Raw genomic sequence first — 22094 nt, forward strand, 5'->3', positions numbered from 1 at the left:
GGCGCCTGGGCTGCCGGAACTTCTTAACGATAGTTCAGGCCGCCGGGCGGATCAGATCAGATTCTGCTCGGCCACGTTCAGATTCAGATCGATCATGTGCTCGCTGCCGCCGTCGCCGCTCTTCAGGTCCAGTCGCGCGCACTCGATGGCGTCCAGATAGGCCTCGGTGATGTCGCCGGTGATGTACTCGCCGTCGAAGCAGGAGCTTTCGAAGGCGTGCAGTTCGCGGTTGACGCTGCGCACCGCGTCCTGCAGCGCGCCCAGGTCCTGGTAGATCACCGCGTCGGCGCCGATCTCGCGCGCGATCTCGGCCTCGTCGCGGCCGGTGGCCAGCAATTCCGCGCGGGTCGGCATGTCGATGCCGTAGACATTGGGGAAGCGCACCGCCGGGGCCGCGGAGGCGAAATAGACGTTCTTGGCGCCGGAGTCGCGCGCCATCTGCACGATTTCCTTGGACGTGGTGCCGCGGACGATGGAATCGTCGACCAGCAGCACATTGCGGCCGGCGAACTCCAGCGGCACCGGATTCAGCTTCTGACGCACCGACTTCTTGCGCACCGCCTGGCCCGGCATGATGAAGGTGCGGCCGATGTAGCGGTTCTTGATGAAGCCCTCGCGGTACGGCAGGCCCAGCGCGTTGGCCAGCTGCAACGCGCTCTGGCGGCTGGAGTCGGGAATCGGGATCACCACGTCGATGTCCAGGCCCGGCAGGTCGCGGCGGATCTTGTCGGCCAGCGCCTCGCCCATGTTCAGCCGCGACTGATAGACCGAAACGCCGTCTATCACCGAATCCGGCCGGGCGAAATAGACGTATTCGAACAGGCAGGGGGCCAGCCGGGTGTTCTCCGCGCAGATCTGGCTGTGCATGTCGCCGTCGAAGGTGACGTAGACGCATTCGCCCGGCTGCACGTCGCGCAGCAGCGTGAAGCCGGAGCAATCCAGCGCCACCGACTCGGACGCGAACATGTATTCGGTCTTGCCGCCGGAATCGGTGCAGCCCATCACCAGCGGCCGGATGCCGTTCGGATCGCGGAAGGCCACCAGGCCGAAGCCGGCTATCATCGCCACCACGGCATAGGCGCCGCGCACGCGGCGATGCACCGCTTCCACCGCGCCGAACACCGCGTCCACCGTCAGTTCGTGGCCCGTCACCCGCTGGGCCACTTCGTGGGCGAACACGTTCAGCAGCACCTCGGAGTCCGAGTTGGTGTTGATGTGCCTGAGGTCGTGGCGGAACATGCTCGCCTTCAGCTCATCGGTATTGGTCAGATTGCCGTTATGCGCCAGCACGATGCCGAACGGCGAATTGACGTAGAACGGCTGCGCCTCGGCCAGGCAGGATGCGGAGCCGGCGGTCGGATAACGCACGTGGGCGATGCCGGCATTGCCCAGCAGCGAGCGCATATTGCGGGTGCGGAACACGTCGCGCACCATGCCGCTGCCCTTGTGCATGTGAAAGGTCTTGCCATTGGCGGTAACGATGCCGGCCGCGTCCTGCCCGCGGTGCTGCAGCACCTGCAAGCCGTCGTACAGCAGCTGATTGACCGGCGACTGGCCGACCACGCCTAGAATTCCACACATCTTGAAAGCCCTCTATCCAACTACCTGAAAACGGAATGACAAAAGAAAAAGGCGGAATCTCGAAGTGAAGATATCAAGAGATTCCGCCTTTCTCACCTAACTGTCCGGCGCCTGGCCGGGAGAGTCGTAGTGCAAATTGTCCGCCAGTGTCGGCGGCAGCCATGGCCTTAATGACAAGGCCAGCGATTCGAACGGCGCCGCCAGCACGGCGTTCCTCCACATCGGTTTCTGCGGCAGGCTGCTCAAGCCGCCCAGCAGCACCAGCACGGTGACCAGCACCACGCCGCGCGCCAGGCCGAACACCGCGCCGAACAAGCGGTTGACCGCGCCCAGGCCTATGCTGTCCACCAGTCCGGTCAGCGTCACCCGCAACAGCGCAGTGGCCAGCCAGACCAGGAAAAAGACCAGCACGAAGCCGGCGACCGTGCGCACGCCCTCGCCCGGCAGGCTGGCCGGCAGGAATTCCGTGACCAGCGGCGAAAACTGCTTGGCGCACCAGAAGGCGATCAGCCACGAGCCCAGCGACAGCACTTCGGCGATCAGGCCGCGCATCAAGGCCATCAGCACCGAACCGGCGACGACGGCAATAGCGATATAGTCGAATGCGGTCATGACGGCTACTTATTGATGATGATGCCGCTGACGCCGGCGCGGGAAAGCTTCTGCAGCGCATGCTGCGCCTCGGCCTGGCTGGCGAACGGACCGACGCGGACGCGGGTGACCTCGCCCTTGCTGGTCTCGACCTTGGAGAAGTGCGCGGTCACGCCGATGCCGGCGAGCTTGGCGCGCAGCGCCTCCACCTTGGCCGGATCGGACAGCGCCGCCAGCTGGATGATGGACTTGCCATGGGCCTGCTCGCCGCCGGAGGCGTGGCTGTCCGGGTCGACGCGGCCTTCGAGTATCGCCGCCGGGTCGGCCTTGCGCGGCTTGGGCGCGGGCTTGGCCTCCTCGGTCTTGCGCCGCGGCTCGGGCTTGGCTTCCGGTTTGGGTTCCGGCTTCGGCCGCGCCTCGACGACGGCGGGCGCCGGGGCCGGCTTCTCGACCGGTTTGGCGGCTTCGCGCTCGGCCGGCGGCGGCGCGGTGATCGTGGACAGATTGGCCGGCAGGTCGGTGGCCGGCGCCTGCGGCGCCTCGGCCACGGCCTGCGAGGCGGCGCGCTTGGCGGCCGGTGCCGAGGCGGCGGGCGCCGAGGTCTCGCCCATGATCTCGATGGACTCGGGCTTCATCTGCTGCTCCGGCAGATGGCCGACGACGTTCCACAGGACGACGGTGGCAATCGAAACCAGCACAATCGCGCCGACCAGACGGCGGCGGGCGCGCTTTCTCAGCAATATCAGTTCATCGTGGCTGGACAGTGCCATGCATTCCTCAAACCGGGTGACGCCGGGCTTCCAGTACTTCGGCTACGGTGTGGAAAGACCCGAAAACGACGATTCTATCATTGTCGCCGGCCTGCGATAAGGCGGCCGACCATGCGTCGGCGACGCGATCGAAAGCCTGGACGTCGGCGATGCCCGCCGCGGCCAGCGCGGCGGCGATGGTTTCACCGCTCTGGCCGCGCGGCATCTCCAGGCCGGCGACCAGCCAGCGGTCGAATTCGCCGCGCGCCAATTCGACCACCGCCTCCATGTCCTTGTCGGCCAGCATGGAAAACACCGCGTAACGGGTCTCGGCATACGGCAGCTGCTTCAACGCCGCCGTCATCGCCTTCACCGCGTGCGGATTGTGGCCGACGTCCAGCACCACCGTCGGCCGGCCCGGCAGCACCTGGAAGCGGCCCGGCCACTCGACCTGCACCAGGCCCTGCTTGACGGCGCCAATGCCGACCGGCAGCTTGTCCTTGATCGCCTCCAGCGCCGCCAGCGCGCCGCAGGCGTTCATCATCTGGTAGCCGCCGCGCAGCGCCGGAATCGGCAGCGCGTGGCGCTGATGGTCGCCATAGCGGAACGACCACTGGTTGTCCATCCGGGAATAGCCGAAATCGCGTCCGTACAGCTTCAGATCGGCGCCGATGGCCAAGGCGTGATCCAGCAGCCTTTGCGGCGGCTCCGGATCGACGCAGATCGCCGGCTTGCCCGCGCGGTAGATGCCGGCCTTCTCGAAGCCGATGTCCTCGCGGTCGTTGCCGAGTATCGCCTGGTGGTCCAGATCGACGCTGACCACCACCGACACGTCGGGCTCGAAGATGTTGACGGCGTCCAGCCGGCCGCCCAGGCCCACTTCCAGCACGATGACGTCGACCTTCTCGGCGACGAAGCTGTGCACCGCGGCCAGCGTGCCGAACTCGAAATAGGTCAGCGAGATGTCGCCGCGGGCGGCGTCTATCGCCTCGAAGCTGGCGATGATGCGCGCATCGGACGCCGGCTTCAGATCGATGGCGATGCGCTCGTTGTAGCGCAGGATGTGCGGCGAGGTGTAGGTGCCGACCTTGAAGCCGGCGGCGTGCAGCATGCTGGACAGCATCGCGCAGGTGGAGCCCTTGCCGTTGGTGCCGGCCACCATGATGACCGGGCAATGCGGCCTCAGGCCCATCGCGTCGCGCACCCTGGCCACGCGCTCCAACCCCATGTCTATCGCGCTGACATGCAGCCCTTCCTGCCAGCGCAGCCAGTCGTCCAGTGTCTTTCTCAAGGTCATCGTGGGGTTTCCGTATCATCGGTGGGCTGCGGCGGATGGAACCACAGCAGATAGGCCCGCAGCAGCCGGCGCGATTCGGCGCCGGACGAGTCCGGCCACAGCATCACGCTGAGCCGCCGTCCGTCGGCGCTGGCGTTCAGCACGGTCAGCAGCGGCGTGACGAAACAGTCGTCCAGCGGTTCCGCCGCCTGCCGCTCACCGCCGCGGCACAGGAACAAACGGCCCTGCGGATCGACCTCCAGCCGGTCCGGCGCGTCGCGCCGCCACCAGCCATCGGCCCGCAGCGCGCGCCAGCCGAACCAGGCCGCCGCCGGCAGGCTGATCGCGTACGCCGGCGGCAGACAGGCCAGCAGCGCCGCCGCGTAGCCCGCATATGCGGCCAGAACCAGGGCCAGCCATGCCCGCGACGGCCTCAAGGGCACGGCGAACGGCTGCAGCAGGGCCCGGTCCCGGCTCATGTCCGCCTACAGCTCGGCGGCGGGCAGGTTGGAGATGTCGGCGTCGACGCTGTCGATCACCGTCGAATGGATTTCCACGTCGAACCATTCCCAGAACGCCTTCAGCGACAAATCCGCCGGCCACAGGCCTTCGTCCTCGTCCCAGGAGGCAAGTTCCATCTTGAACAGCTGCTCGCTGATTTCGTCGATGTGGGCGACGCCCTCCTCCGGTTCGACGAACTCGGGCAGCAGGATGGCGGTGCAGTCGCTGCGCAGGCTGTCCAGCGTCAGATCGACCATATCGGTGTCCGGCAGCTGGTTCAGCCAATCGAGGAACGGTTGTTTCGGCTTGATGACGGCGACGGCGCGGTCGACGAAATACATGGCGGGGCCTTTCGCAAAGGAAGATTCGGCGCGCATTGTAGCAGCCCGTCCGCGGCTAGGCGACCCGTCCGGCAGCAAGGCCTCCGTGGTAAACTGGCCGCCGTTTTCCTCATTTAGCAAGACACACAGAACATGGCCCTGATTACCGTCGAGAAAGCCTGCCTCGCCTTCGGACACCACGCCCTGCTGGACAACGTCGATTTCGCCCTGGAACCGGGCGAGGCGGTCGGACTGATAGGCCGCAACGGCGCAGGCAAATCGTCGCTGCTGAAGAGCATAGCCGGCGCGGTGCAGCTGGACGACGGCCGCATCAACGTCAAGGGCGACGTCAAGGTGGCCTATGTGCCGCAGGAGCCGGAATTCGATCCCGGCCACAGCGTGTTCGAAGCCGTGGCCGAAGGCCTGGGCGACTTGAAAGCGCTGCTGACCGACTATCACAAGGTCACCCAGCAGCTGACCCAGCCGGACGCCGACCACGAGCGGGCGCTGGCGCGGATGGAAGACATCCAGCACCAGTTGGAGGCGCGCGGCGGCTGGCAGTTCGACGCGCTGATCTCGTCGACGCTGAGCCACCTTGGCCTGGACGCCGAGGTGCTCGTCGGCGAACTGTCGGGCGGCTGGAAAAAACGGGTGGCGCTGGCGCGCGCGCTGGCGTCCAAGCCCGACGTGCTGCTGCTGGACGAGCCGACCAACCACCTCGACGTCGCCGCCATCGAATGGCTGGAAGGCCTGATCAAGAATTTCGCCGGCAGCGTGCTCCTGATCACCCACGACCGCCGCTTCCTGGACAATGTCGCCAGCCGCATCGTCGAGCTCGATCGCGGCGTACTGCGCAGCTATCCGGGTAGTTTCTCCGCCTACCAGGTCCGCAAGGCCGAGGAGTTGGCGATAGAGGAGGAGCAGAACCGCGTGTTCGACAAGTTCCACGCCCAGGAAGAGGTGTGGATACGCAAGGGCATAGAGGCGCGCCGCACCCGCAACGAGGGCCGCGTGCGCCGGCTGGAGGCGATACGCCGCGAACGCGCCTCCCGACGCGAGCGCGTCGGCCAGGTGAATTTCCAGCTGGATGCCGGCGAGCGCTCCGGCAAGCTGGTCGCGGAACTCGAGCACGTCGACAAGGGCTTCGACGGCAAGACGCTGATCCGCGACTTCACCACCCGCATCCTGCGCGGCGACAAGATAGGCCTGATCGGGCCCAACGGCGCCGGGAAGACCACGCTGCTGAAGCTGATCCTGGGCGAGCTGCAGCCGGACGCCGGCGCCGTCAAACAGGGCACCAAGCTGGAAATCGCCTATTTCGACCAGTTCCGCGAACAACTGGACGAGGAGACCAGCGTCGCCGACATCATCAGCCAGGGCAACGACTTCGTCGAGATCGGCGGCGTCAGAAAGCACGTGATGAGCTACCTGGAGGATTTCCTCTTCTCGCCGCAGCGCGCCCGCAGCCCGGTGCGCTCGCTGTCGGGCGGGGAACGCAACCGGCTGCTGCTGGCCCGGCTGTTCACCCGCCCGGCCAATGTGCTGGTGCTGGACGAGCCGACCAACGACCTCGACATCGACACGCTGGAACTATTGGAGGAAGTGATCGCCCAATACTCCGGCACCGTGTTCCTGGTCAGTCACGACCGGGCCTTCCTCGACAATGTGGTGACCCAGGTCATCGCCTTCGAGGGAGACGGCAGGCTGGAGGAATATCCGGGCGGCTACCAGGACTGGCAGGACACCCGGAAACGGATGGCCGCGCTGGGCGGCGCCGACAACAAGCCCAGGGAGGCGGCCCCGGTCCAGCCGGCAGCACGGCAGGATAAACCGAAGGCGGCCCGTAACAAGCTGTCCTACAATGAGGGGCGCGAGCTGGCCGCGCTGCCGGACCAGATCTCCGCCCTGGAAGCGGAGCAGGCCGAGCTGAACCAGCGCCTGCTCGATCCCAATTGCTACCGCGACGCGCCCAAGGAGGCCATCGCCTGGCAGCAGCGCATCGACCAGATCGACGAATTGCTGCTGGAGAAGCTGGCCCGCTGGGAAGAACTGGAGTCCAAGCAACAATGAGCGAAACCAAGCTGAGCGAAGGCGGCGCCGTCCGCCGCCAGCTGCTGCAAGGCGCGGCGATGGCCGGCCTCGCCGCCCTGCTGGCGGCCTGCGGCACCACGCCGGTGAAGACCAGCCAACGCCCCCGGCCCGGCAGGCCGTCCGGCGACACCTCGCTGTCGGGCATCAGCGCCGACGGCAACGGCCGCGAAATCCTGCTGTACACGATAGGCCTGCTGGACGGCGGCTATCAGTTCGGCGGCAGCAATCCGGAGGCCGGACTCGATTGCAGCGGCATGGTCAGCTACATCTACCAGAACGCGGTCGGCATCAAGCTGCCGCACAACGCCGCCCGCATCGCCGCGCTGGCCAGGCCGATTCCGGACAGCCAGATGCAGGTCGGCGACCTGGTCTTCTTCAACACGATGAACCGGCCGTTCTCGCACATGGGCCTGTTCATCGGCGACGGCAAATTCGTCCACGCGCCGCGCACCAACAGCACGATACGCGTCGCCCGGCTGGACAACGTCTACTTCGCGCCGCGCTACGAGGGCGCGCGCACCGTGCTGCGCGCCTGAGCGCGCGCGGGGCGCCCCGCTCCCCGCCCTGCCCGCCGGCCTTCGTCCGGCGGGCGGCCCCTCCCGCAAAAAATCTTCCCGCCTCGGGAATATTTCCCCTCGCCGCCTCGTATACCCTGGTGGGAGCGAGATTCGACATGCCGCTCCTTCTCCAGCCCGGTCAGCGGTCCCGCCCTGATCGACACCCCGAATCACCAGTGGAAGCGAATATGCAAAAAATCCTCTTATTGGCCGCCTCGCTATTGTGGACCGTCGCCCGGTCGGCTGCGGCCCAGCCCTTCGACGCCGACATCCACAACAATACGCTGGCGGTCAGCCCGGACGAGAGCGTCGCGATCGCCGGCAACAGCCGGACCGCCGAGCTAAAGGTATACGATCTGGTCAGCGGCAGGCTCACGGCCACGCTCCCCGGCTTCGTCACGCCGCGCAACATCGTGTTTTCGCCGGACGGGCAGCGCATTTACGTGACGGACAGCAGCAAGGGCGTGCTCGAGCGCTGGAATGCCGGCACGCTGAAGCTGGAAGCCAGCCTGGCGCTGGGACCGGGCGCGTTCGGCAGCGCCATCGACCGCGCGGGCGCCCGCCTGTACGTGAACAACCAGGCCGCCAACACCGTCAGCGTGGTGGATCTGGCCGAATGGCGGGTGCTCAAGGTGATCACCGGCTTCTCCGGCCCGCGCCAAGGCGTCAAACTGTCCCCCGACGGCGCCGATCTCTATGTCACCAACTTCCGCAGCGACAAACTGAGCGTGGTGGACACCGCGACGCTGACCCTGCGCCGGGAGATAGGCGGTTTCGACAAGATACGCGCGATATCGGTGTCCGCCGACGGCGGCACCCTGTACGCGGCCAACAGCGGCGCGGACACGCTGGCCCGGGTGGACACGAAAACGGGTCGCATCACGGCCACCGTTCCCGTCGGCCGCGAACCGTACGGCGCTGCGCTGCGACCCGACGGCAAGGCCTTGTACGCCGGCAATCTGAAAAGCGGATCCCTGACCGAGGTCACGCTGCCGGACTTCAGGCCCGCCGCCGAGATCGGCGGCCTGTCCGGCCCCCGCCAGGCCATCAGTTTCAGCCGCGACAGCCGAAAGGCCTGGGTGCTGAACGAGGATCTGAGCTTGGCGGAGCTGAATCTGGCCACGCGCGGCATCGTCCGGGAGATCAAGCCATCGGCCAACTGACCCCGGAGCGCCGGTTTCACCAACTGCTGCTGGACAATCTGGACCGGCTGCGCCGCTACGCGCGGGTCTTGGAGCGAAATCCGGCGGCCGCGGACGACCTGGTGCAGGACGCGCTGGAATCGGCCTGGCGCAACTGGCGGCAATGGCGGCCCGGATCGGACATCCGTCCCTGGTTGTTCAGCATCCTGCACAACCGGCATGTCGATCACGTCCGGCGCGCCAGGCCGCCGACCGAGCTGTCCGACGCGGAATGGGAAAGGCTGGCCGTGCCGCCCTGCCATGAGCGCGAATCGCGGATGCGCGATCTCGGCCGCGTCCTGAACCGGCTGCCGGACGAGCAAAGAGAAGTACTGCTGCTGGTGGTGGTCGAGGAAATGCGCTACCAGGACGTGGCCGGCATGCTCGGCGTGCCGGCGGGAACCGTGATGTCGCGCTTGCACCGCGGCCGGGAACGGCTGCGCCAATTGATGATGGAACAGGGAGGCATGGAGCCATGACCGAGCCGAACGCGGATAAGCTGCAAGCCTATCTGGATGGAGAGTTGAGCCCGAGCGAGGCCGAAGCGCTGGAAGCCTGGCTTGAGCGGCATCCGGACGCCGCGCGGCAACTGGAGCAATGGCGACGCCAGGACGAGGCGCTGCGCGAACTCTGGGCGTTGCCCGGACGCGAACCGGTGCCGGCTCGCCTGCTGGACGCGGCCAGGCCGCTCGCGCGCCGCGCCGCGCCGGCCTGGTGGGGCCAGGGCCTGGCAGCCGGCCTGGTGTTCGCGCTGGGCCTGGGAGGCGGCTGGTACGGGCGGCTGGCCTATCAGGCCGACCGCCCCGCCGTGGCGGCAAGCGCGCCGACGGACAGTCTCCCAAGGCAAGCCGCGATGGCGCACGTGGTCTACAGCCCGGATATCCAGCGCCCGGTCGAGATCGGCGCGGACCAGGAAGCGCAGATGGTGTCCTGGCTTTCGCAGCGCATGCGCAGCCAGATCAAGCCGCCGCGCCTGGCCGCGGCCGGCTACGAGCTGATAGGCGGGCGCCTGCTGCCAGGCGATCAGGGGCCCGTCGCGCAGTTCATGTACCACGACGCGTCCGGATTGCGCGTGACGCTGTACGTGGCGAACGGCGTCAGTCCGCGGGCGGAAAGGGGCTTTCATTTCGCCAGCCAGGGCCCGGTGAATGTTTACTACTGGTGGGACCAGGGCCAGGGGTACGCGCTATCCGCCGGTCTGCCGCGCGAGCGGCTGGCCGACCTGGCGCAGCTCGCCCAGCGCCAGCTGGCCGCCGGCTGAGCGGCGCGCCCGCTCCGCCGGCCCGCGGAGTGGGCGCGCTCCGGCAGATGTATCGCTCGAAAGGCTGTGCTAAGCTGCCCCATCCACAAAGCATCGCCACGCGACACCGATGAAACTGAAATTCAGCAAGATGCACGGTCTGGGCAACGACTTCATGGTCGTCGACGGCGTGCGCCAGACCGTATCCCTCAGCCAGGAACAGATACGGCTGCTCGGCAACCGCCAGTTGGGCATAGGCTTCGACCAGCTGCTGCTGGTGGAGCCCGCCCGCGAGGCCGGCCATGATTTCCGCTACCGCATCTTCAACAACGACGGCGGCGAGGTCGAGCAATGCGGCAACGGCGCGCGCTGCTTCGCCCGCTTCGTCCGGGACGAGGCGCTGACCGGCAAGGACCGCATCCTGGTGGAAACCGCCCGCGGCGTGATCGCGCCGGAATACCTCGGCGACGGCCAGGTCAGGGTCGACATGGGCGTGCCGCGCTTCGCGCCGGCCGACCTGCCCTTCCTGGCCGACGCCGAAGCCCTCAGCTACCCGCTGCCGCTGGGCGGACGCGCCGTCACGATCAGCATCGCCTCGATGGGCAATCCACACGCGGTGCAACTGGTCGACGACGTCGACGACGCGCCGGTCGCCGAGACCGGACCCGAGATCGAGAGCCATCCGGCCTTCCCGCAGCGGGTCAATGCCGGCTTCATGCAGATCGTCAACCGCGGCGAGATCCGACTGCGCGTCTACGAGCGCGGCGCCGGCGAAACGCTGGCCTGCGGCACCGGCGCCTGCGCGGCGGCGGTGTGCGGCATCCGCCTGGGCCTGCTGGACGCGCGCGTCACCGTGCACGCCCGCGGCGGCGACATCGTCATCGAGTGGGCCGGCGAAGGCAGTCCGGTGATCATGACCGGCCCGGCGGTCACCGTTTTCCGCGGCGAAATCGAACTTTAGGCCCGTCGGCGACACCAACGGGTTTCTGCATCACAATTGGAAAGGGCGCGGCACATGCACAGCGAACAGGTCCTGGCTTTTCTCGACGAACATCCCGAACTGCTGCAGCAGGTGGCGGCGCGCTACGGCCTGCAGCCCTCCCCGCAGAACGGCGAGCGCGTGGTGGTGTCCTTCGTCGAAAGGCAGATGCTGGAATTGAAGGACCAGAACCGTCAGCTCGAGGCGCAACTGCAACAGTGGGTGGAACGCGGCCAGGACAACGACCGCATCCTGGCCAAGCTGCACCGGCTGACGCTGGCACAGTTGGCCGCCCGCGGCCTGGAATCCCGCATCGCCGCGCTGCGGGGCAGCCTGCGCCAGGAATTCCAGCTGGAGCGCATGGCGCTGAGGCTGTGGCACCCGGCGGCCGACGGCGCCGGCGAGCACTACAACGCGCAAAGCGAGGTGCAGGGGCTGGCGCGCAATCTGGCGGCCCCGTATTGCGGCCCCTATGTCAACGACGAGGTGCTGAGCTGGTTCCCGCCGACACCGGTGCTCCAATCGTTCGCCCAGGTGGCGCTGCGCGGCTCCGACGGTCAGGCCTTCGGCATCCTGGTGCTGGCCAGCGACGACGCCCAGCGCTTCACCTTCGACATGCACACCCAGTATCTGAGCCAGATAGGCGAACTGGTCTCCGCCGCGCTGCTGTCCGCGCTGGAGGCGCAATGACGGCGACGCCGGGAGGCTTCCTGCTGCTGCTGATCATCGTCCTGTTTTTTCTGCACCTGTGCTGGCGGCTGGCGCACAGCCGCGACGGCAGCGCCATCGCCTGCTTCGCAGCCGCCTATCTGGTGCTGGCCCTGCTGCTGGACCGCCACCCTGAACCGGTCTCCATCGCGCCGCTGCTGCTCCCCTTCCTCTACCCCTATGCCTGGCTCGGCCTGGCCGCCTCGATGTGGGTGCCGGCCAATATGCGGGTGGAACGGCGCGCGCTGGCCTTTCCGGGCCGGGATCCGCGCCTGGCGGCGCTGTTCTGCAGCCAGCTGGCCCTGCACATCGGCGTAATCGGGCTGTCGCCGTGGCTGGAATGGCGGCCGCTGGCCGTCTATGTGCTGGCGCCGCCGCTGACCGCGGCGATAGGCTACGCGGCCTATCTTCTGCAGCTGCTGGCGATCCGCCGCGCGCAGGACTGCCGCGCGCCGTGGGCGAGCTGGGCCGCGCTGTGCCTGTTGCTGCCGCTGCTGCTGGCCGGCGTGGAGCGCTGGCTGATGCCGCTGCTGCTGGACTTCACCTGAAACGGAAAACGGGACCGGCAAGCCGGTCCCGTTTCTTTATCAGCCCCGCTCCACCGCCGGCGACGGCCGCGGAACGCTCTCCGCCGCGGGCCGCGCGCGCATCAGCGAGCTGAGCGCGATGCCGCCGAAAATCGCGGCCAGCCCGGCCGCGTGATACCAGCGCAGTTCCTCCCCCAGCAACAGGATCGATTGCAAGGCGCCGAAAGCCGGCATCAGGTACAGGAAGCCGGCCGCCTTGGCGGTGCCGACCGCCGCCACCGCGCGGTTGTACATCAGATAGGCCAGCACCGACGGCAGCAGGCCCAGATAGATCAGGCTGGCCCAGGCGCCGCCGCCCAGCGACGGCCACCCCGAGCGGCCGGCCTCCCAGGCGAACGGTCCCAGCAGCAGCAACTCTCCGACCAGCAGCAGCGTCGCCATCAAGACCAGCGGATCGATTCCGGGCTTCAGCTTGCGCAGGCCCAGCGTATACGCCGCCCAGCTCAGGCCGCCGGCCAGCACCAGGAGATCGCCGCCGCCGAAATGGAAACCGGCCAACGCGCGCGGATCGCCCTTGAGCACGATCAGCAGGGCCCCGCACAAGGCCAGTGCCATGCCTCCCCACTGCCGCCGGCTGAGACGCTGGCGGAAATACAGCGAGCCCAGCAGCAAGACCATCACCGGCGTGGCGCTGTTCAGGATGACGGCGTTGGTCGCGGTAGTGGTGCGCACCGCCCAGTACAGGAAGCTATTGGTCAGGCCTATGCCGAACAGGCCGAGCAGCACCAGCAGGCGCCATTGCCGACGCAGGCCAGGCCACTCGCGGCGCAGCCGCGGCAACGCGACCGGCAGCAGGCAGCACAGCGCGATGCCCCAGCGGGCGAAGGCCAGCGTGAACGGGCCTATCAGGCCGTGCAGCGCGCGGGCGATGACGAAATTGGTGGACCACATCAGCATGGTCAGCGTCAGCAGGATGTAGGCGTTTCGGTGGGATATTGCGGGCTTCATGGCGACTCTTGAAACAATTTGCGCCATTTTAGCGATTTACCGAAAAACAATTGTCCAAATATCGCCAATATTTGGCATATTAAATCCACAAAATACGGCAATTAAAGAACTAAATTTCAACTATCAAACATTTCCGGCAACGACCACCCCAATATCGTTTAAGGCGCGCGGCCAACAGCGCCGGCCAGCCAGCCGGCGATGAAGTCCGCCACCGCTTCCGGATCGTTCAGGTCCAGCACCGGCACGCCGGCCTGCAGCGGCGCGTCGCAGGCCACCGCGATCACATCGGGATCGACATCGTGGAGCGCCGGTTTGCCCAGCGCCGGCCGATAGACTTCCAGCTTGGCCAGCGGCAGCGTCTTCTGCCCTTCCAGCAGCACCAGATCGCAAGGCGCCAGCCGAGCCAGCTGCTCGTCCAGCGTCAACTCGCGCGCGGTTTCGGCAAACAGGCCGAAACGACGCGGCGACACCACCATCACCTCGCGGGCGCCGGCCTGTCGGTGGCGGAAGCTGTCCTTGCCCGGCGTGTCCAGTTCGATATCGTGATGGCTGTGCTTGATCACCGATACCGCGACGCCCCTCGCGGCCAACGCCGGCAACAGCGCCTCCAGCAAGGTGGTCTTGCCGCTGCCTGAGTAACCGCAGATGCCCAGAACTGTTGGCATTTTCTCTCCCGCCCATCGGTGGCCGCCGGACTCGCCGGCCACTATTTTGTGATTTTCATATTGTTAAAACTAGAATCAACTAAGGCCGCCCTCGCCTGCCGCATTGTGCCGCGTCCGCTCATCGCTGGCCATCCGTCGAAAGGATAAAGCATGCCGCCGTTCGAACCGTCCTCCAGCCCCGGCCGTTTCCACAGCCTGGCCGGCAAGCTGCTGGCCGTGTCCCTGCTGGCGCTGGCGACGGTTCTGGCCTTCACCGTCTACGCGCTGATACTGTCCTGGAGACTGGAGGGCGGCGCCGCGGCGATCAACGACGTCGGCAGCCTGCGCATGCGCAGCTACCGGCTCAGTTATCTGCAAACGGACCAGGCGGCCGCCCAGCAAGTGGAAAACGAGATCGACATCTTCGACCAGATCCTGCTGCGCCTGCGCCACGGCGATCCGGCGCGACCGCTGTTCCTGCCCGACAATCCGACCGTGCGCAACCAGGAAGGACTGATAGAGCGGCAATGGAGCCAACAGATTCGGCCATTGCTGCAACCCGGCTCCGACGGTCCTCAGCTGCGGCAAGTGCAGGCTTTCGTCGTGGAAATAGACCGGCTGGTCAGTCTGGTAGAGCGCGACAACCAAAACACCACCCGTCTGCTACGCCTATGCCTGACAAGCTTGATCGCGGCGGCGGTGGCCGGCACGGCGGCCATCGTCTATCTGCAACAGCGGCAAGTGATCGGTCCGCTGAAGCGGTTGAACCAGGCCGTCGGCCGGCTCGGCGACGGTCAGCTGGAAACGCGGGTGAAGCTCGACAAGCTCGACGAATTCGGCTCGCTGGCCGCCGGTGTCAATCTGATGGCCGGCCGGCTGCAGGACCTTTACCATGATCTGGAAACCCAGGTACGCGACAAGACCCGCGCGATGGAGGAAAAGAACCTGCACCTTCAAGCGCTTTACGACATGGTCCCCTTCCTGTACCAGCCGCGTCCGCCGGAGGAGACCGGCCAGGGCTTCATCCGCCACCTGATGGAAAAAACCGGCGCCGACGCCGCCAGCCTGCGGCTGCTCGACGCCAAGCGCGGCACGCTGGAAGCAATCGCCCAGTTCGGCCTGCCCGACCCGCCGGCCGAGCACGCGGCCGGCGACGAAAACTCGTCTCAGCGCCTTGTGCAGGACGACGAAGTCGAACGCGCGCACTGCCAGCGCGCCGGCCTCGCCTCCTTTGCGCGCTTCCCCATCGACGGCGGCCACGGCGACATCGGCGTCCTCGCCCTGTATTTCCGCCAACCGCGCACCCTGTCCGAAGCGGAGCAGACGCTGATACAGACCTTGAGCCACCATGTCGGCATGGCGATGGAAAGCCAGCGGCCGACAGCGCGGAGAGCCGGCCATCTGCAGGATTGAAGGCTGCGGCGAGCCGCCGCCGTCTCCGGAGAGGCATTGGAGCCTGCTCGAACACCGCTGGCCGGCATTCTCCTTTTGGCGGATTGTCTCGACCGTCGATAAAAGCTATGTTAAGACAGTCAATATCAAAATAGAAGTCGCGGCCGATACGCCGCGCCCCGCCGCCTCCGTCCGTCATTCCACCATGCCCATGCCCGACATCCGCTCCTCGCTTCCCCGCTTCCGGACCCTGGCCAGCAAGCTGCTGGTGCTGTCGCTGCTGGTCCTTTGCGTCGCGCTGGTTTCGATAGGCTACACGCTGGCGCTGTCCTGGCGGCTGGAAGGCGGCGCCGCGGCGATCAATGATGTCGGCAGCCTGCGGATGCGCACTTTCCGCGCCGCCTACCTGCTGTCCGTCGGGGCGCCGGAGGCGCGGCTGCGCGACGAGATAAGCGGTTTCGACCAGACGCTGGCCCGGCTGAGGCACGGCGATCCGGCACGACCGCTGTTCCTGCCTGACAACCGCGACATCCGCGAGCAGGAAAGACTGTTGGAGGCGCGATGGCGGAACGACATCCGCCCGCTGCTGCTGACGGCCGACACCCGGCCTTCGGCACAGCAGCTGCATGCCTTCGTCGCCGAGATAGACAGCCTGGTCGGCCTGTTGGAACACGACAACGAAAAGCACACCAATCTGCTGCGGATGTTCCAGATGGTGCTGATCGCGATGGCGCTGGCCGGCGCGGTGACCATGGCTTACATGCTGTTCCTGATGGTGATCAACCCTGTAAGCGCGCTGAGCGACGCGATACGCCGGCTGCGCGAAGGCGAGCTGGACACCCGGATCAAGGTGGACCGGCAGGACGAGTTCGGCATGCTGGCCGCGGGTTTCAACCAGATGGCCTGCCGCATGCAGGATCTGTACCAGAATCTGGAAAGCAAGGTCAGACAGAAGACATTCGAGGTCGAGGAGCAGAATCTTCGCCTGAAGACCTTGTACGACATGAGCTCCTTCCTGCACCAGCAGCGCGCGCTGGATGAAACCTGCCGCGGCTTCCTCGACAGGCTGATGCGGCTGACCGGCGCCGACGCGGCCAACGCCAGGCTGGTGGACCCGGAGCGCGGCAAGCTGGATCAGATCGTCCAGAAGGGGCTGCCCGAAGACATGGCGCAGAGCGAGGAGTGCATCCCCGACGACGCCTGCCACTGCGGCGAAGCGATGCAGCAGCCCTTCGCCGTGCTGCGCCACATCGGCGAACTGGAAGGCGAGGAAATCCGCCACTGCCGCAAGGCCGGATTCGCCTCCATCGCCGTGTTCCACATCCGCAACCAGCGAGAGGATGTCGGCATCTTCACGCTGTATTTCCGTCAGAAGCGCGTGCTGTCCATGGCCGAGCAGATGCTGATCGAGACCCTGGGCCAGCATCTCGGCGTCGCCATCGAAAACCAGCGGCTGGGCGCGGTGGAGCGGCAGTTCGCCGTATCGGAGGAGCGCAACCTGATGGCCCAGGGCCTGCACGACAGCATCGCCCAGTCGCTGTCCTTCCTCAACCTGCAGGCGCAAATGCTGGAAGAAGCGATGAATTCGCGCGAAGAGGAACTGGCGCGGGAGAACCTGGCCTTCATCCGCGCCGGCGTGCAGGAATGCTACGAGGACGTGCGCGAGCTGCTGCTCAACTTCCGCACCCGCATCAGCCAGCAGGAGTTTCCCGAAGCGGTGCGCACGCTGCTGCAGCGCTTCGAACAGCAGACCCGGGTGCCGGCGCGGCTCCAGATGCGCGGCGAAGGCAAGCCGCTGGACCCGCAACAGCAGTTGCAGGTGTTCTTCATCCTGCAGGAGGCGCTGTCCAATATCCGCAAGCATGCCGAAGCCAGCGAGGTGGAAGTGGAAATCGACAACACCGCCAGTTTCAGCATGCGCATCCGCGACAACGGCCGCGGCTTCGATTCCGGCCAGCTCGCCGCCAAGGCCCCGCGCCATGTCGGCGTGTCCATCATGCAAGAGCGGGCCAACCGCATACACAGTCGGATCCAGATCCGTTCGGCGCCGCAACAAGGCACCACGGTGGAACTGACCCTGCCCAAAGAGGAGCGCACCAGCGCATGACACAAGCGATACGCATTCTGTTGATCGACGACCACACGCTGTTCCGCAGCGGCCTGAAGGCGCTGCTGCAGCGGCAGGACGATTTTCTGGTGGTCGGCGAGGCCGCCGACGGGCTGGACGGCGTCAAGCAGGCCGAGCTGCTGAAACCCGACGTGGTGCTGCTGGACCTGGACATGCCGGTGATGAACGGCCGCGAAGCGCTGTTGCAGATATTGAGCGGCTGTCCCGATATCGCGGTGCTGATGCTGACCGTGTCCGAGGACGGCGACGATCTGGCCGAATGCATGCGCGGCGGCGCCCGCGGCTACCTGCTGAAGAACATCAACGCCGACTTCCTGCTGGACAGCGTGCGCCGCGCGGTCGACGGCGACAGCGTGCTGTCGCCGGAAATGACCGCCAAGCTGCTGGCCCGCCTGCGCCAGCCGCAAGCGGCCAAGGCCAGCGAGGCCGACGCGCTGACGCCGCGCGAGCGCGAAACGCTGGGCTGGCTGGCCCGAGGCGCCAGCAACAAGGAAATCGCCCGCGCGCTGGACCTGGCCGAGAGCACGGTCAAGGTCCACGTGCAGAACATCCTGCGCAAGCTGTCGCTGAGCAGCCGGGTGCAGGCGGCGGTTTATGCGGTCGAGCATGGGCTGGACAAGGTCTGAGGGTGCCTCGGGTGGGGTATTTGCTGCGATGGCGCGCCCCATTCCCATACCAGAGCATGCGCCGACCGCAGCAGAGCTGGCCAAAGGCCATGCCCGCGAGCAATGCAACAACAGACCTCAACGCAAAACCGACGACGAGTAGCAGGTATTGCCAGCCCCACCAAGCCCCGCTACTTGGCTACCCGCCGCACATGAGTTCGGCGTTGAATGGCCATGCCTGGCAGGTGGCATGTTTCTTCCAACGTTAGGCCCCACAAGAAACACACCATCATCATTCTGATTTAAATAAAATAATGTTGACAGCATATTTTTTATGCTTCAAGATTTTCCGATCCTCACTCGACATTTCGGGTGGATAATTACAAATTAGGTATCGAAAAAGCAGATACTCAGCATGGCAAACCCACAGATTCATCCGCATAAGGTAACCAAACCCATCCAGCTAGTCGCAGCTTGGCTAGCTGGCTTGGTAGTCGTCAATGGGATGTTTCTTGCCACAGCCGCGACCATCGGCGGCAATGGGTGGATACAAAATGCGCTCGTTACGGCGGCGATTGCGAATGTTCCTATCTTCCTACTTGCGATCTTTCTCCTGCAGACGCGTTTTCGAGCTGAGCTACAGGAGGACTCCTACTATTCGGAGTACCTCAGCAAGAGCAGCAGCCAGGTGATTAGAATCGACAAAAACACCGAACAAGATGCCCGAATTGAATCGATTAGCGCGAGTGTGCAGGAACTTCAGCGGTCATTCCAGGCTGGAGGGTTCAATGGGGAAAAACTCGTCCTACCGGTGACAAATATCCCTTCACCTTTGGACAATTGGCGTATAGCAGTAAACCGTCTGCATCCGCAGTTCAAGGAAATCGTGGCCGCTCTTAATTCAGCCGGAATTACTGTTGCAGAGACCTTCGCAGCGGAAAAGAACGCAGAAACCCCAAAACGCTGGGTCATTTCAATAAGTCACCATCTTCCGGTAACACTCCAAGTAAGACTGCTCGCACTACTGTGTACTTTTGAGTTCGAAGGCTTCCATCGTTGGGAACCACTATACGAAGCAGAGGAGTACGAGGATGTCTACATCGGCAGTTACGGCAATGAATCAATCGTTCCGTTCACAGAGAGGCTAAAGAGCATCCTTGCATCTCCGTCCGCCACCAGAGTGCTCAATGCCTACTATCGCAATCACAGTTACAACGATGATGCCTAACATGGCACTGCAATCGCCCCGTTACTCGCTTCTAAGGACCATATGATCCACGAATCCAGCTACTGGAAAGACGATCTTCTCAAGCTTGCAAATAGGCTTGAACTTAGACTTATACAAACGCGCTGGGGCGAAAAGAATCTTTACACCGTAGAGAAAGAAATATTCATTGGATTCTATTCAATCAGAAAATTAATTGAGTCAAAGAAAGTCTCCGACAGCATCTCTAGAAAAAAATACTCAGTTCATGAATTTCCTTATCGTGGAAACCCCATCTCTTTCGCAACTCACTTCAAAGATTCAGAGTACGACTTAAGAAAATCAAAAATCACTGAAATGCCAGTATCGGCACTGTGCAATCAGTTTATTCATAGCCATCACTTCCTTCCCTTCCTTCCGAACAGTAAAAATCTAATAGGTTTTTTCTTCTGCTCAGACCGCCAAAGAACTGCAGGACTTTACCTGATAACCCTATTTGACATAGTTGACATTTATCGCTCAGTAGGCAACAACCACCCACATACCATACAAATAAAGCGATTGCCTAATGGCAAACCCACCACAACCATCGAATAAGCACATAATAATGCGCTACAATTCCGGCAGCAGGTCACTCCCAACATTATAGCGCAATCCAATGGATTACCTGTCACTATTCAGAATGCCAACCCCGGTGAAAATCACGGGGCGTAGCTCAAGCATCACGAATGCTTTCATCAATTCGATAATTCCGGTCGTACCCCCCAGCGAAGAAGAAGTAAAGCAAGCGTTGGAGATACTCGGGATGACTCCTGACACTTTTCAATGCGCATACTGTGGCGGCGTTGCTTCGGAATGGGACCACCTCCGCCCGCTTGTCAAAGACAAGAAGCCAACAGGTTACATCTCGGAAATCCACAACCTTGTGCCATCTTGTGGAAAGTGCAATCAATCGAAGGGAAACAAAGAATGGAAAACTTGGATGCTCAGCACCGCGAAACTATCTCCAACAGCACGCGGTATCAAAGACATTCCTGAACGGGTCCAGCGGCTGGAGGCTTACGAAAACTCCAAGGCTCCGACAAGAATGGATTTTTCAGCCATCGTAGGGCAAGAGGTTTGGGCACGCCACCAAGACAATCTGGAACGGGTGCAGTCCCTCATGCGCGAGTCGCAAGAACTCGCATCAAAGATCAACGCTGAAGTTGCCAATGCATACAAAGCACTCTAACCCGGTGCTCAACCTCGCTCCCTCTTCGGTCGCTGTGCGATAAAGTCGCACAGCACCGGTTAGCTCCACGTTAGACCCTGGGCCAGCCGCAACCGAGTGCCAAAGAACCGCGGCATGGCCTGAATAAACCAAGCCGCGCTCCCTCTCCGGATGCGCGGCGTTTTCATGCCCAGGCGTTCAACCGCGCGGGCGTACCAGCTGCCAGGCGCGTCCCAGGTAGGTCACCGCGCCGAAGCCGCTCCACACATGTACCAGCCGGGTGAACGGGAAGATCACGAACAGGCTCATGCCCATGAACAGGTGCAGCTTGAACACCGGCGAGGCGGAGACGATGAAATCCGCCGCGTCGCCGCGAAAGGTGACGATGTGCTGCGCCCAGCTCATCAGCAGCACCATTTCGTGACCGTCCAGGTGCTGGGCCGACACGAAGATGGTGGACAGGCCCAGCAACAGCGTGGCCAGTATCCACAGCAACACCAGCTTGTCGCGCCAGGTGGTGTTGGCCGCCAGGCGGTCGCACAGGAAGCGGCGGTGCAGCAGCAGCGCGATGCCGATCAGGCACAGGCCGCCCATCAGGCCGCCGGCGCTCATCGCGAATAGCTGCTTGAAGCTGTGGGTCACGCCCAGCGCCTCCCACACCGCCAGCGGCGTCAACAGGCCAACCAGGTGGCCGAAGAACAGGCCGATGATGCCGAGGTGGAACAGAATATTGCCCAGACGCAGCTGGCCGCGGTACAAGAGTTGCGACGACTCGCTCTTCCAGCTGTACTGCTCACGCTCGAAGCGGATCAGGCTGCCCAGCAGGAAGATGGCCAGCGCGATATAGGGATAGATGCCGAATACGAATCTATGCAGGTAATCCATGTTTGTCTCCCGATGGCGGGCGTCAACGCCGCCCGCCGCCCCTCTCCCGCGCCGGGGAGAAGGGGTAAGGTTTCAGGCGCGCGCGCCGCGCGGATAGAAATTGACCGGGGCGATGGCCGGCATGGTCGGCTTCAGCAGCGGCTCCACGCCGTCCGCGCCGGGGCCGAAGGTTTCCAGCATTTCGTCCATGTCGCGGATAGGCGGCGCCTGCAGCGGCTCAGGCCGGACCGGCGACAGCGTCAGCAGCGCGTCGAACAGGCCAGCATAGGCCGACCCCGCCTCGTTCAGCCTGCCGGCGATATGGCCGATCACATGCACCGCGTCGCCCAGCAGCCGCTCGGACTCTTCCTTGCCGCACTGCCCCAGAAACTCAAGGAACAACGGCAGATAGTCCGGCAGCTCGCTGCACGTCGGCTCGAAACCGTGCCGGCGGTATTCCTCCAGCAGGTCCACCATGGCCTGGCCGCGGGCGCGGTCCTCGCCGTGGATGTGCTCGAACAGGTGCAGCGAGTGCGACGGGTTGCGGTCGAAGGTGAGCACGTAACGCTGCTGCAGCTCGATCAGGTCCTCGTTCTGCAGCGCCTGCAGCAGCGGTTCCAGCAGGCTGGCGGTCTGCAGGTGCTCGGCCGCCTCGGCGCGGATTTCGTCCACCGCGGCGACCAGCTCAGCCTCCGGGTAGCACAAGAGCGCGGACAGAATGGCGTGGATGCGCATATC

At 64.7% G+C, this 22094-nt stretch carries 24 protein-coding genes; 14 read left to right on the plus strand and 10 right to left on the minus strand.

From position 1 onward, the window contains the following. Window positions 1-51 precede the first annotated feature (51 nt). The 6 genes from purF to WNM05_RS12765 all read right to left on the minus strand — a co-directional run bounded on the left by purF (window position 52) and on the right by WNM05_RS12765 (window position 5039). On the minus strand, window positions 52-1581 hold the full coding sequence (purF, locus tag WNM05_RS12740) for an amidophosphoribosyltransferase (protein WP_434627141.1): 1530 nt from the start codon (window positions 1579-1581) through the stop codon (window positions 52-54). Between the two features lie 96 nt (window positions 1582-1677). Continuing rightward, a complete protein-coding gene (locus tag WNM05_RS12745) occupies window positions 1678-2193 on the minus strand; it encodes a CvpA family protein (RefSeq protein ID WP_434627143.1) in 516 nt (171 codons plus the stop codon). Window positions 2194-2198: 5 nt separating this feature from the next. Beyond that, window positions 2199-2942: an SPOR domain-containing protein gene (locus WNM05_RS12750; protein WP_434627145.1), complete on the minus strand. Its 744-nt coding sequence runs from the start codon at window positions 2940-2942 to the stop codon at window positions 2199-2201. A 7-nt stretch (window positions 2943-2949) separates the two neighbouring features. Next, window positions 2950-4218: a bifunctional tetrahydrofolate synthase/dihydrofolate synthase gene (gene folC, locus WNM05_RS12755; RefSeq protein WP_434627147.1), complete on the minus strand. Its 1269-nt coding sequence runs from the start codon at window positions 4216-4218 to the stop codon at window positions 2950-2952. Then, a complete protein-coding gene (locus WNM05_RS12760; RefSeq protein ID WP_434627148.1) occupies window positions 4215-4676 on the minus strand; it encodes a protein YgfX in 462 nt (153 codons plus the stop codon). The genes folC and WNM05_RS12760 overlap by 4 nt, the downstream gene beginning before the upstream one ends. Before the next feature lie 6 nt (window positions 4677-4682). Continuing rightward, a complete protein-coding gene (locus WNM05_RS12765) occupies window positions 4683-5039 on the minus strand; it encodes a hypothetical protein (RefSeq protein ID WP_434627149.1) in 357 nt (118 codons plus the stop codon). A gap of 132 nt (window positions 5040-5171) precedes the next feature. Between WNM05_RS12765 and WNM05_RS12770 the strand changes: the two genes are divergently transcribed. The 8 genes from WNM05_RS12770 (at window position 5172) to WNM05_RS12805 (ending at window position 12322) form a co-directional block, all read left to right on the plus strand. Further along, entirely contained in the window at window positions 5172-7088 is a 1917-nt protein-coding gene (locus tag WNM05_RS12770; protein WP_434627151.1) for an ATP-binding cassette domain-containing protein, read from the plus strand. Next, window positions 7085-7645, plus strand: a complete 561-nt coding sequence (locus tag WNM05_RS12775; RefSeq protein ID WP_434627153.1) for a C40 family peptidase — start codon at window positions 7085-7087, stop codon at window positions 7643-7645. The genes WNM05_RS12770 and WNM05_RS12775 overlap by 4 nt, the downstream gene beginning before the upstream one ends. Window positions 7646-7854: 209 nt before the next feature. Further along, on the plus strand, window positions 7855-8829 hold the full coding sequence (locus WNM05_RS12780) for a YncE family protein (RefSeq protein ID WP_434627155.1): 975 nt from the start codon (window positions 7855-7857) through the stop codon (window positions 8827-8829). Between the two features lie 26 nt (window positions 8830-8855). Further along, the gene (locus WNM05_RS12785) at window positions 8856-9326 is read left to right on the plus strand and encodes a sigma-70 family RNA polymerase sigma factor (RefSeq protein ID WP_434635150.1); all 471 of its coding nucleotides are present in this window, start codon (window positions 8856-8858) and stop codon (window positions 9324-9326) included. After that, complete coding sequence (locus tag WNM05_RS12790; protein WP_434627156.1) at window positions 9323-10108, plus strand: anti-sigma factor family protein; 786 nt, start codon at window positions 9323-9325, stop codon at window positions 10106-10108. Before WNM05_RS12785 ends, WNM05_RS12790 begins: the two co-directional genes overlap by 4 nt. 109 nt (window positions 10109-10217) lie before the next feature. Next, entirely contained in the window at window positions 10218-11048 is an 831-nt protein-coding gene (gene dapF, locus WNM05_RS12795; RefSeq protein WP_434627158.1) for a diaminopimelate epimerase, read from the plus strand. Window positions 11049-11102: 54 nt separating this feature from the next. Continuing rightward, window positions 11103-11756 carry a DUF484 family protein gene (locus WNM05_RS12800; RefSeq protein ID WP_434627160.1) on the plus strand — a complete coding sequence of 218 codons (654 nt, stop codon included), beginning with the start codon at window positions 11103-11105 and terminating at the stop codon, window positions 11754-11756. Next, on the plus strand, window positions 11753-12322 hold the full coding sequence (locus WNM05_RS12805) for a hypothetical protein (RefSeq protein ID WP_434627162.1): 570 nt from the start codon (window positions 11753-11755) through the stop codon (window positions 12320-12322). Before WNM05_RS12800 ends, WNM05_RS12805 begins: the two co-directional genes overlap by 4 nt. Window positions 12323-12361: 39 nt before the next feature. Here WNM05_RS12805 and WNM05_RS12810 read toward each other — a convergent pair whose 3' ends face one another. Both WNM05_RS12810 and mobB read right to left on the minus strand, forming a co-directional pair. Then, window positions 12362-13309 (minus strand): DMT family transporter, encoded by a 948-nt coding sequence (locus WNM05_RS12810; RefSeq protein ID WP_434627164.1) that lies wholly within the window; start codon window positions 13307-13309, stop codon window positions 12362-12364. A 158-nt stretch (window positions 13310-13467) separates the two neighbouring features. Beyond that, complete coding sequence (mobB, locus tag WNM05_RS12815; protein ID WP_434627166.1) at window positions 13468-13974, minus strand: molybdopterin-guanine dinucleotide biosynthesis protein B; 507 nt, start codon at window positions 13972-13974, stop codon at window positions 13468-13470. Between the two features lie 150 nt (window positions 13975-14124). Here mobB and WNM05_RS12820 point away from each other — a divergent pair, with 150 nt between their 5' ends. From WNM05_RS12820 to WNM05_RS12845, 6 genes are all read left to right on the plus strand, one after another. Continuing rightward, the gene (locus WNM05_RS12820; protein WP_434627168.1) at window positions 14125-15366 is read left to right on the plus strand and encodes a type IV pili methyl-accepting chemotaxis transducer N-terminal domain-containing protein; all 1242 of its coding nucleotides are present in this window, start codon (window positions 14125-14127) and stop codon (window positions 15364-15366) included. A 184-nt stretch (window positions 15367-15550) separates the two neighbouring features. Beyond that, entirely contained in the window at window positions 15551-17452 is a 1902-nt protein-coding gene (locus tag WNM05_RS12825) for a type IV pili methyl-accepting chemotaxis transducer N-terminal domain-containing protein (RefSeq protein WP_434627169.1), read from the plus strand. After that, window positions 17449-18099, plus strand: a complete 651-nt coding sequence (locus tag WNM05_RS12830) for a response regulator (RefSeq protein ID WP_434627171.1) — start codon at window positions 17449-17451, stop codon at window positions 18097-18099. The genes WNM05_RS12825 and WNM05_RS12830 overlap by 4 nt, the downstream gene beginning before the upstream one ends. A 394-nt stretch (window positions 18100-18493) precedes the next feature. Beyond that, window positions 18494-19306: a hypothetical protein gene (locus WNM05_RS12835; protein WP_434627173.1), complete on the plus strand. Its 813-nt coding sequence runs from the start codon at window positions 18494-18496 to the stop codon at window positions 19304-19306. A 42-nt stretch (window positions 19307-19348) separates the two neighbouring features. Next, a complete protein-coding gene (locus WNM05_RS12840; RefSeq protein ID WP_434627175.1) occupies window positions 19349-19879 on the plus strand; it encodes a hypothetical protein in 531 nt (176 codons plus the stop codon). Between the two features lie 61 nt (window positions 19880-19940). Continuing rightward, complete coding sequence (locus WNM05_RS12845) at window positions 19941-20513, plus strand: HNH endonuclease (protein WP_434627177.1); 573 nt, start codon at window positions 19941-19943, stop codon at window positions 20511-20513. A gap of 177 nt (window positions 20514-20690) precedes the next feature. Here WNM05_RS12845 and narI read toward each other — a convergent pair whose 3' ends face one another. Together narI and narJ are read right to left on the minus strand one after the other, a co-directional pair. Then, window positions 20691-21377, minus strand: a complete 687-nt coding sequence (narI, locus tag WNM05_RS12850) for a respiratory nitrate reductase subunit gamma (protein ID WP_434627179.1) — start codon at window positions 21375-21377, stop codon at window positions 20691-20693. Between the two features lie 72 nt (window positions 21378-21449). After that, complete coding sequence (gene narJ / locus WNM05_RS12855; RefSeq protein WP_434627181.1) at window positions 21450-22091, minus strand: nitrate reductase molybdenum cofactor assembly chaperone; 642 nt, start codon at window positions 22089-22091, stop codon at window positions 21450-21452. Window positions 22092-22094: the final 3 nt, after the last annotated feature.

This window comes from Chromobacterium sp. CV08 (assembly GCF_051129845.1).
Classification (GTDB): domain Bacteria; phylum Pseudomonadota; class Gammaproteobacteria; order Burkholderiales; family Chromobacteriaceae; genus Chromobacterium.

What these genes read in the sequence shown, in the direction of transcription:
- WNM05_RS12845 (WP_434627177.1), top strand. Translation starts at nt 19,941, where the DNA reads ATGGATTACCTGTCACTATTCAGAATGCCAACCCCGGTGAAAATCACG.
- folC (WP_434627147.1), bottom strand. Translation starts at nt 4,218, where the DNA reads ATGACCTTGAGAAAGACACTGGACGACTGGCTGCGCTGGCAGGAAGGG.
- WNM05_RS12770 (WP_434627151.1), top strand. Translation starts at nt 5,172, where the DNA reads ATGGCCCTGATTACCGTCGAGAAAGCCTGCCTCGCCTTCGGACACCAC.
- narI (WP_434627179.1), bottom strand. Translation starts at nt 21,377, where the DNA reads ATGGATTACCTGCATAGATTCGTATTCGGCATCTATCCCTATATCGCG.
- purF (WP_434627141.1), bottom strand. Translation starts at nt 1,581, where the DNA reads ATGTGTGGAATTCTAGGCGTGGTCGGCCAGTCGCCGGTCAATCAGCTG.
- WNM05_RS12790 (WP_434627156.1), top strand. Translation starts at nt 9,323, where the DNA reads ATGACCGAGCCGAACGCGGATAAGCTGCAAGCCTATCTGGATGGAGAG.
- WNM05_RS12830 (WP_434627171.1), top strand. Translation starts at nt 17,449, where the DNA reads ATGACACAAGCGATACGCATTCTGTTGATCGACGACCACACGCTGTTC.
- narJ (WP_434627181.1), bottom strand. Translation starts at nt 22,091, where the DNA reads ATGCGCATCCACGCCATTCTGTCCGCGCTCTTGTGCTACCCGGAGGCT.
- WNM05_RS12750 (WP_434627145.1), bottom strand. Translation starts at nt 2,942, where the DNA reads ATGGCACTGTCCAGCCACGATGAACTGATATTGCTGAGAAAGCGCGCC.
- WNM05_RS12840 (WP_434627175.1), top strand. Translation starts at nt 19,349, where the DNA reads ATGATCCACGAATCCAGCTACTGGAAAGACGATCTTCTCAAGCTTGCA.
- WNM05_RS12780 (WP_434627155.1), top strand. Translation starts at nt 7,855, where the DNA reads ATGCAAAAAATCCTCTTATTGGCCGCCTCGCTATTGTGGACCGTCGCC.
- WNM05_RS12745 (WP_434627143.1), bottom strand. Translation starts at nt 2,193, where the DNA reads ATGACCGCATTCGACTATATCGCTATTGCCGTCGTCGCCGGTTCGGTG.
- WNM05_RS12775 (WP_434627153.1), top strand. Translation starts at nt 7,085, where the DNA reads ATGAGCGAAACCAAGCTGAGCGAAGGCGGCGCCGTCCGCCGCCAGCTG.
- WNM05_RS12825 (WP_434627169.1), top strand. Translation starts at nt 15,551, where the DNA reads ATGCCCATGCCCGACATCCGCTCCTCGCTTCCCCGCTTCCGGACCCTG.
- WNM05_RS12765 (WP_434627149.1), bottom strand. Translation starts at nt 5,039, where the DNA reads ATGTATTTCGTCGACCGCGCCGTCGCCGTCATCAAGCCGAAACAACCG.
- WNM05_RS12820 (WP_434627168.1), top strand. Translation starts at nt 14,125, where the DNA reads ATGCCGCCGTTCGAACCGTCCTCCAGCCCCGGCCGTTTCCACAGCCTG.
- mobB (WP_434627166.1), bottom strand. Translation starts at nt 13,974, where the DNA reads ATGCCAACAGTTCTGGGCATCTGCGGTTACTCAGGCAGCGGCAAGACC.
- WNM05_RS12810 (WP_434627164.1), bottom strand. Translation starts at nt 13,309, where the DNA reads ATGAAGCCCGCAATATCCCACCGAAACGCCTACATCCTGCTGACGCTG.
- WNM05_RS12805 (WP_434627162.1), top strand. Translation starts at nt 11,753, where the DNA reads ATGACGGCGACGCCGGGAGGCTTCCTGCTGCTGCTGATCATCGTCCTG.
- WNM05_RS12760 (WP_434627148.1), bottom strand. Translation starts at nt 4,676, where the DNA reads ATGAGCCGGGACCGGGCCCTGCTGCAGCCGTTCGCCGTGCCCTTGAGG.
- WNM05_RS12800 (WP_434627160.1), top strand. Translation starts at nt 11,103, where the DNA reads ATGCACAGCGAACAGGTCCTGGCTTTTCTCGACGAACATCCCGAACTG.
- dapF (WP_434627158.1), top strand. Translation starts at nt 10,218, where the DNA reads ATGAAACTGAAATTCAGCAAGATGCACGGTCTGGGCAACGACTTCATG.
- WNM05_RS12835 (WP_434627173.1), top strand. Translation starts at nt 18,494, where the DNA reads ATGGCAAACCCACAGATTCATCCGCATAAGGTAACCAAACCCATCCAG.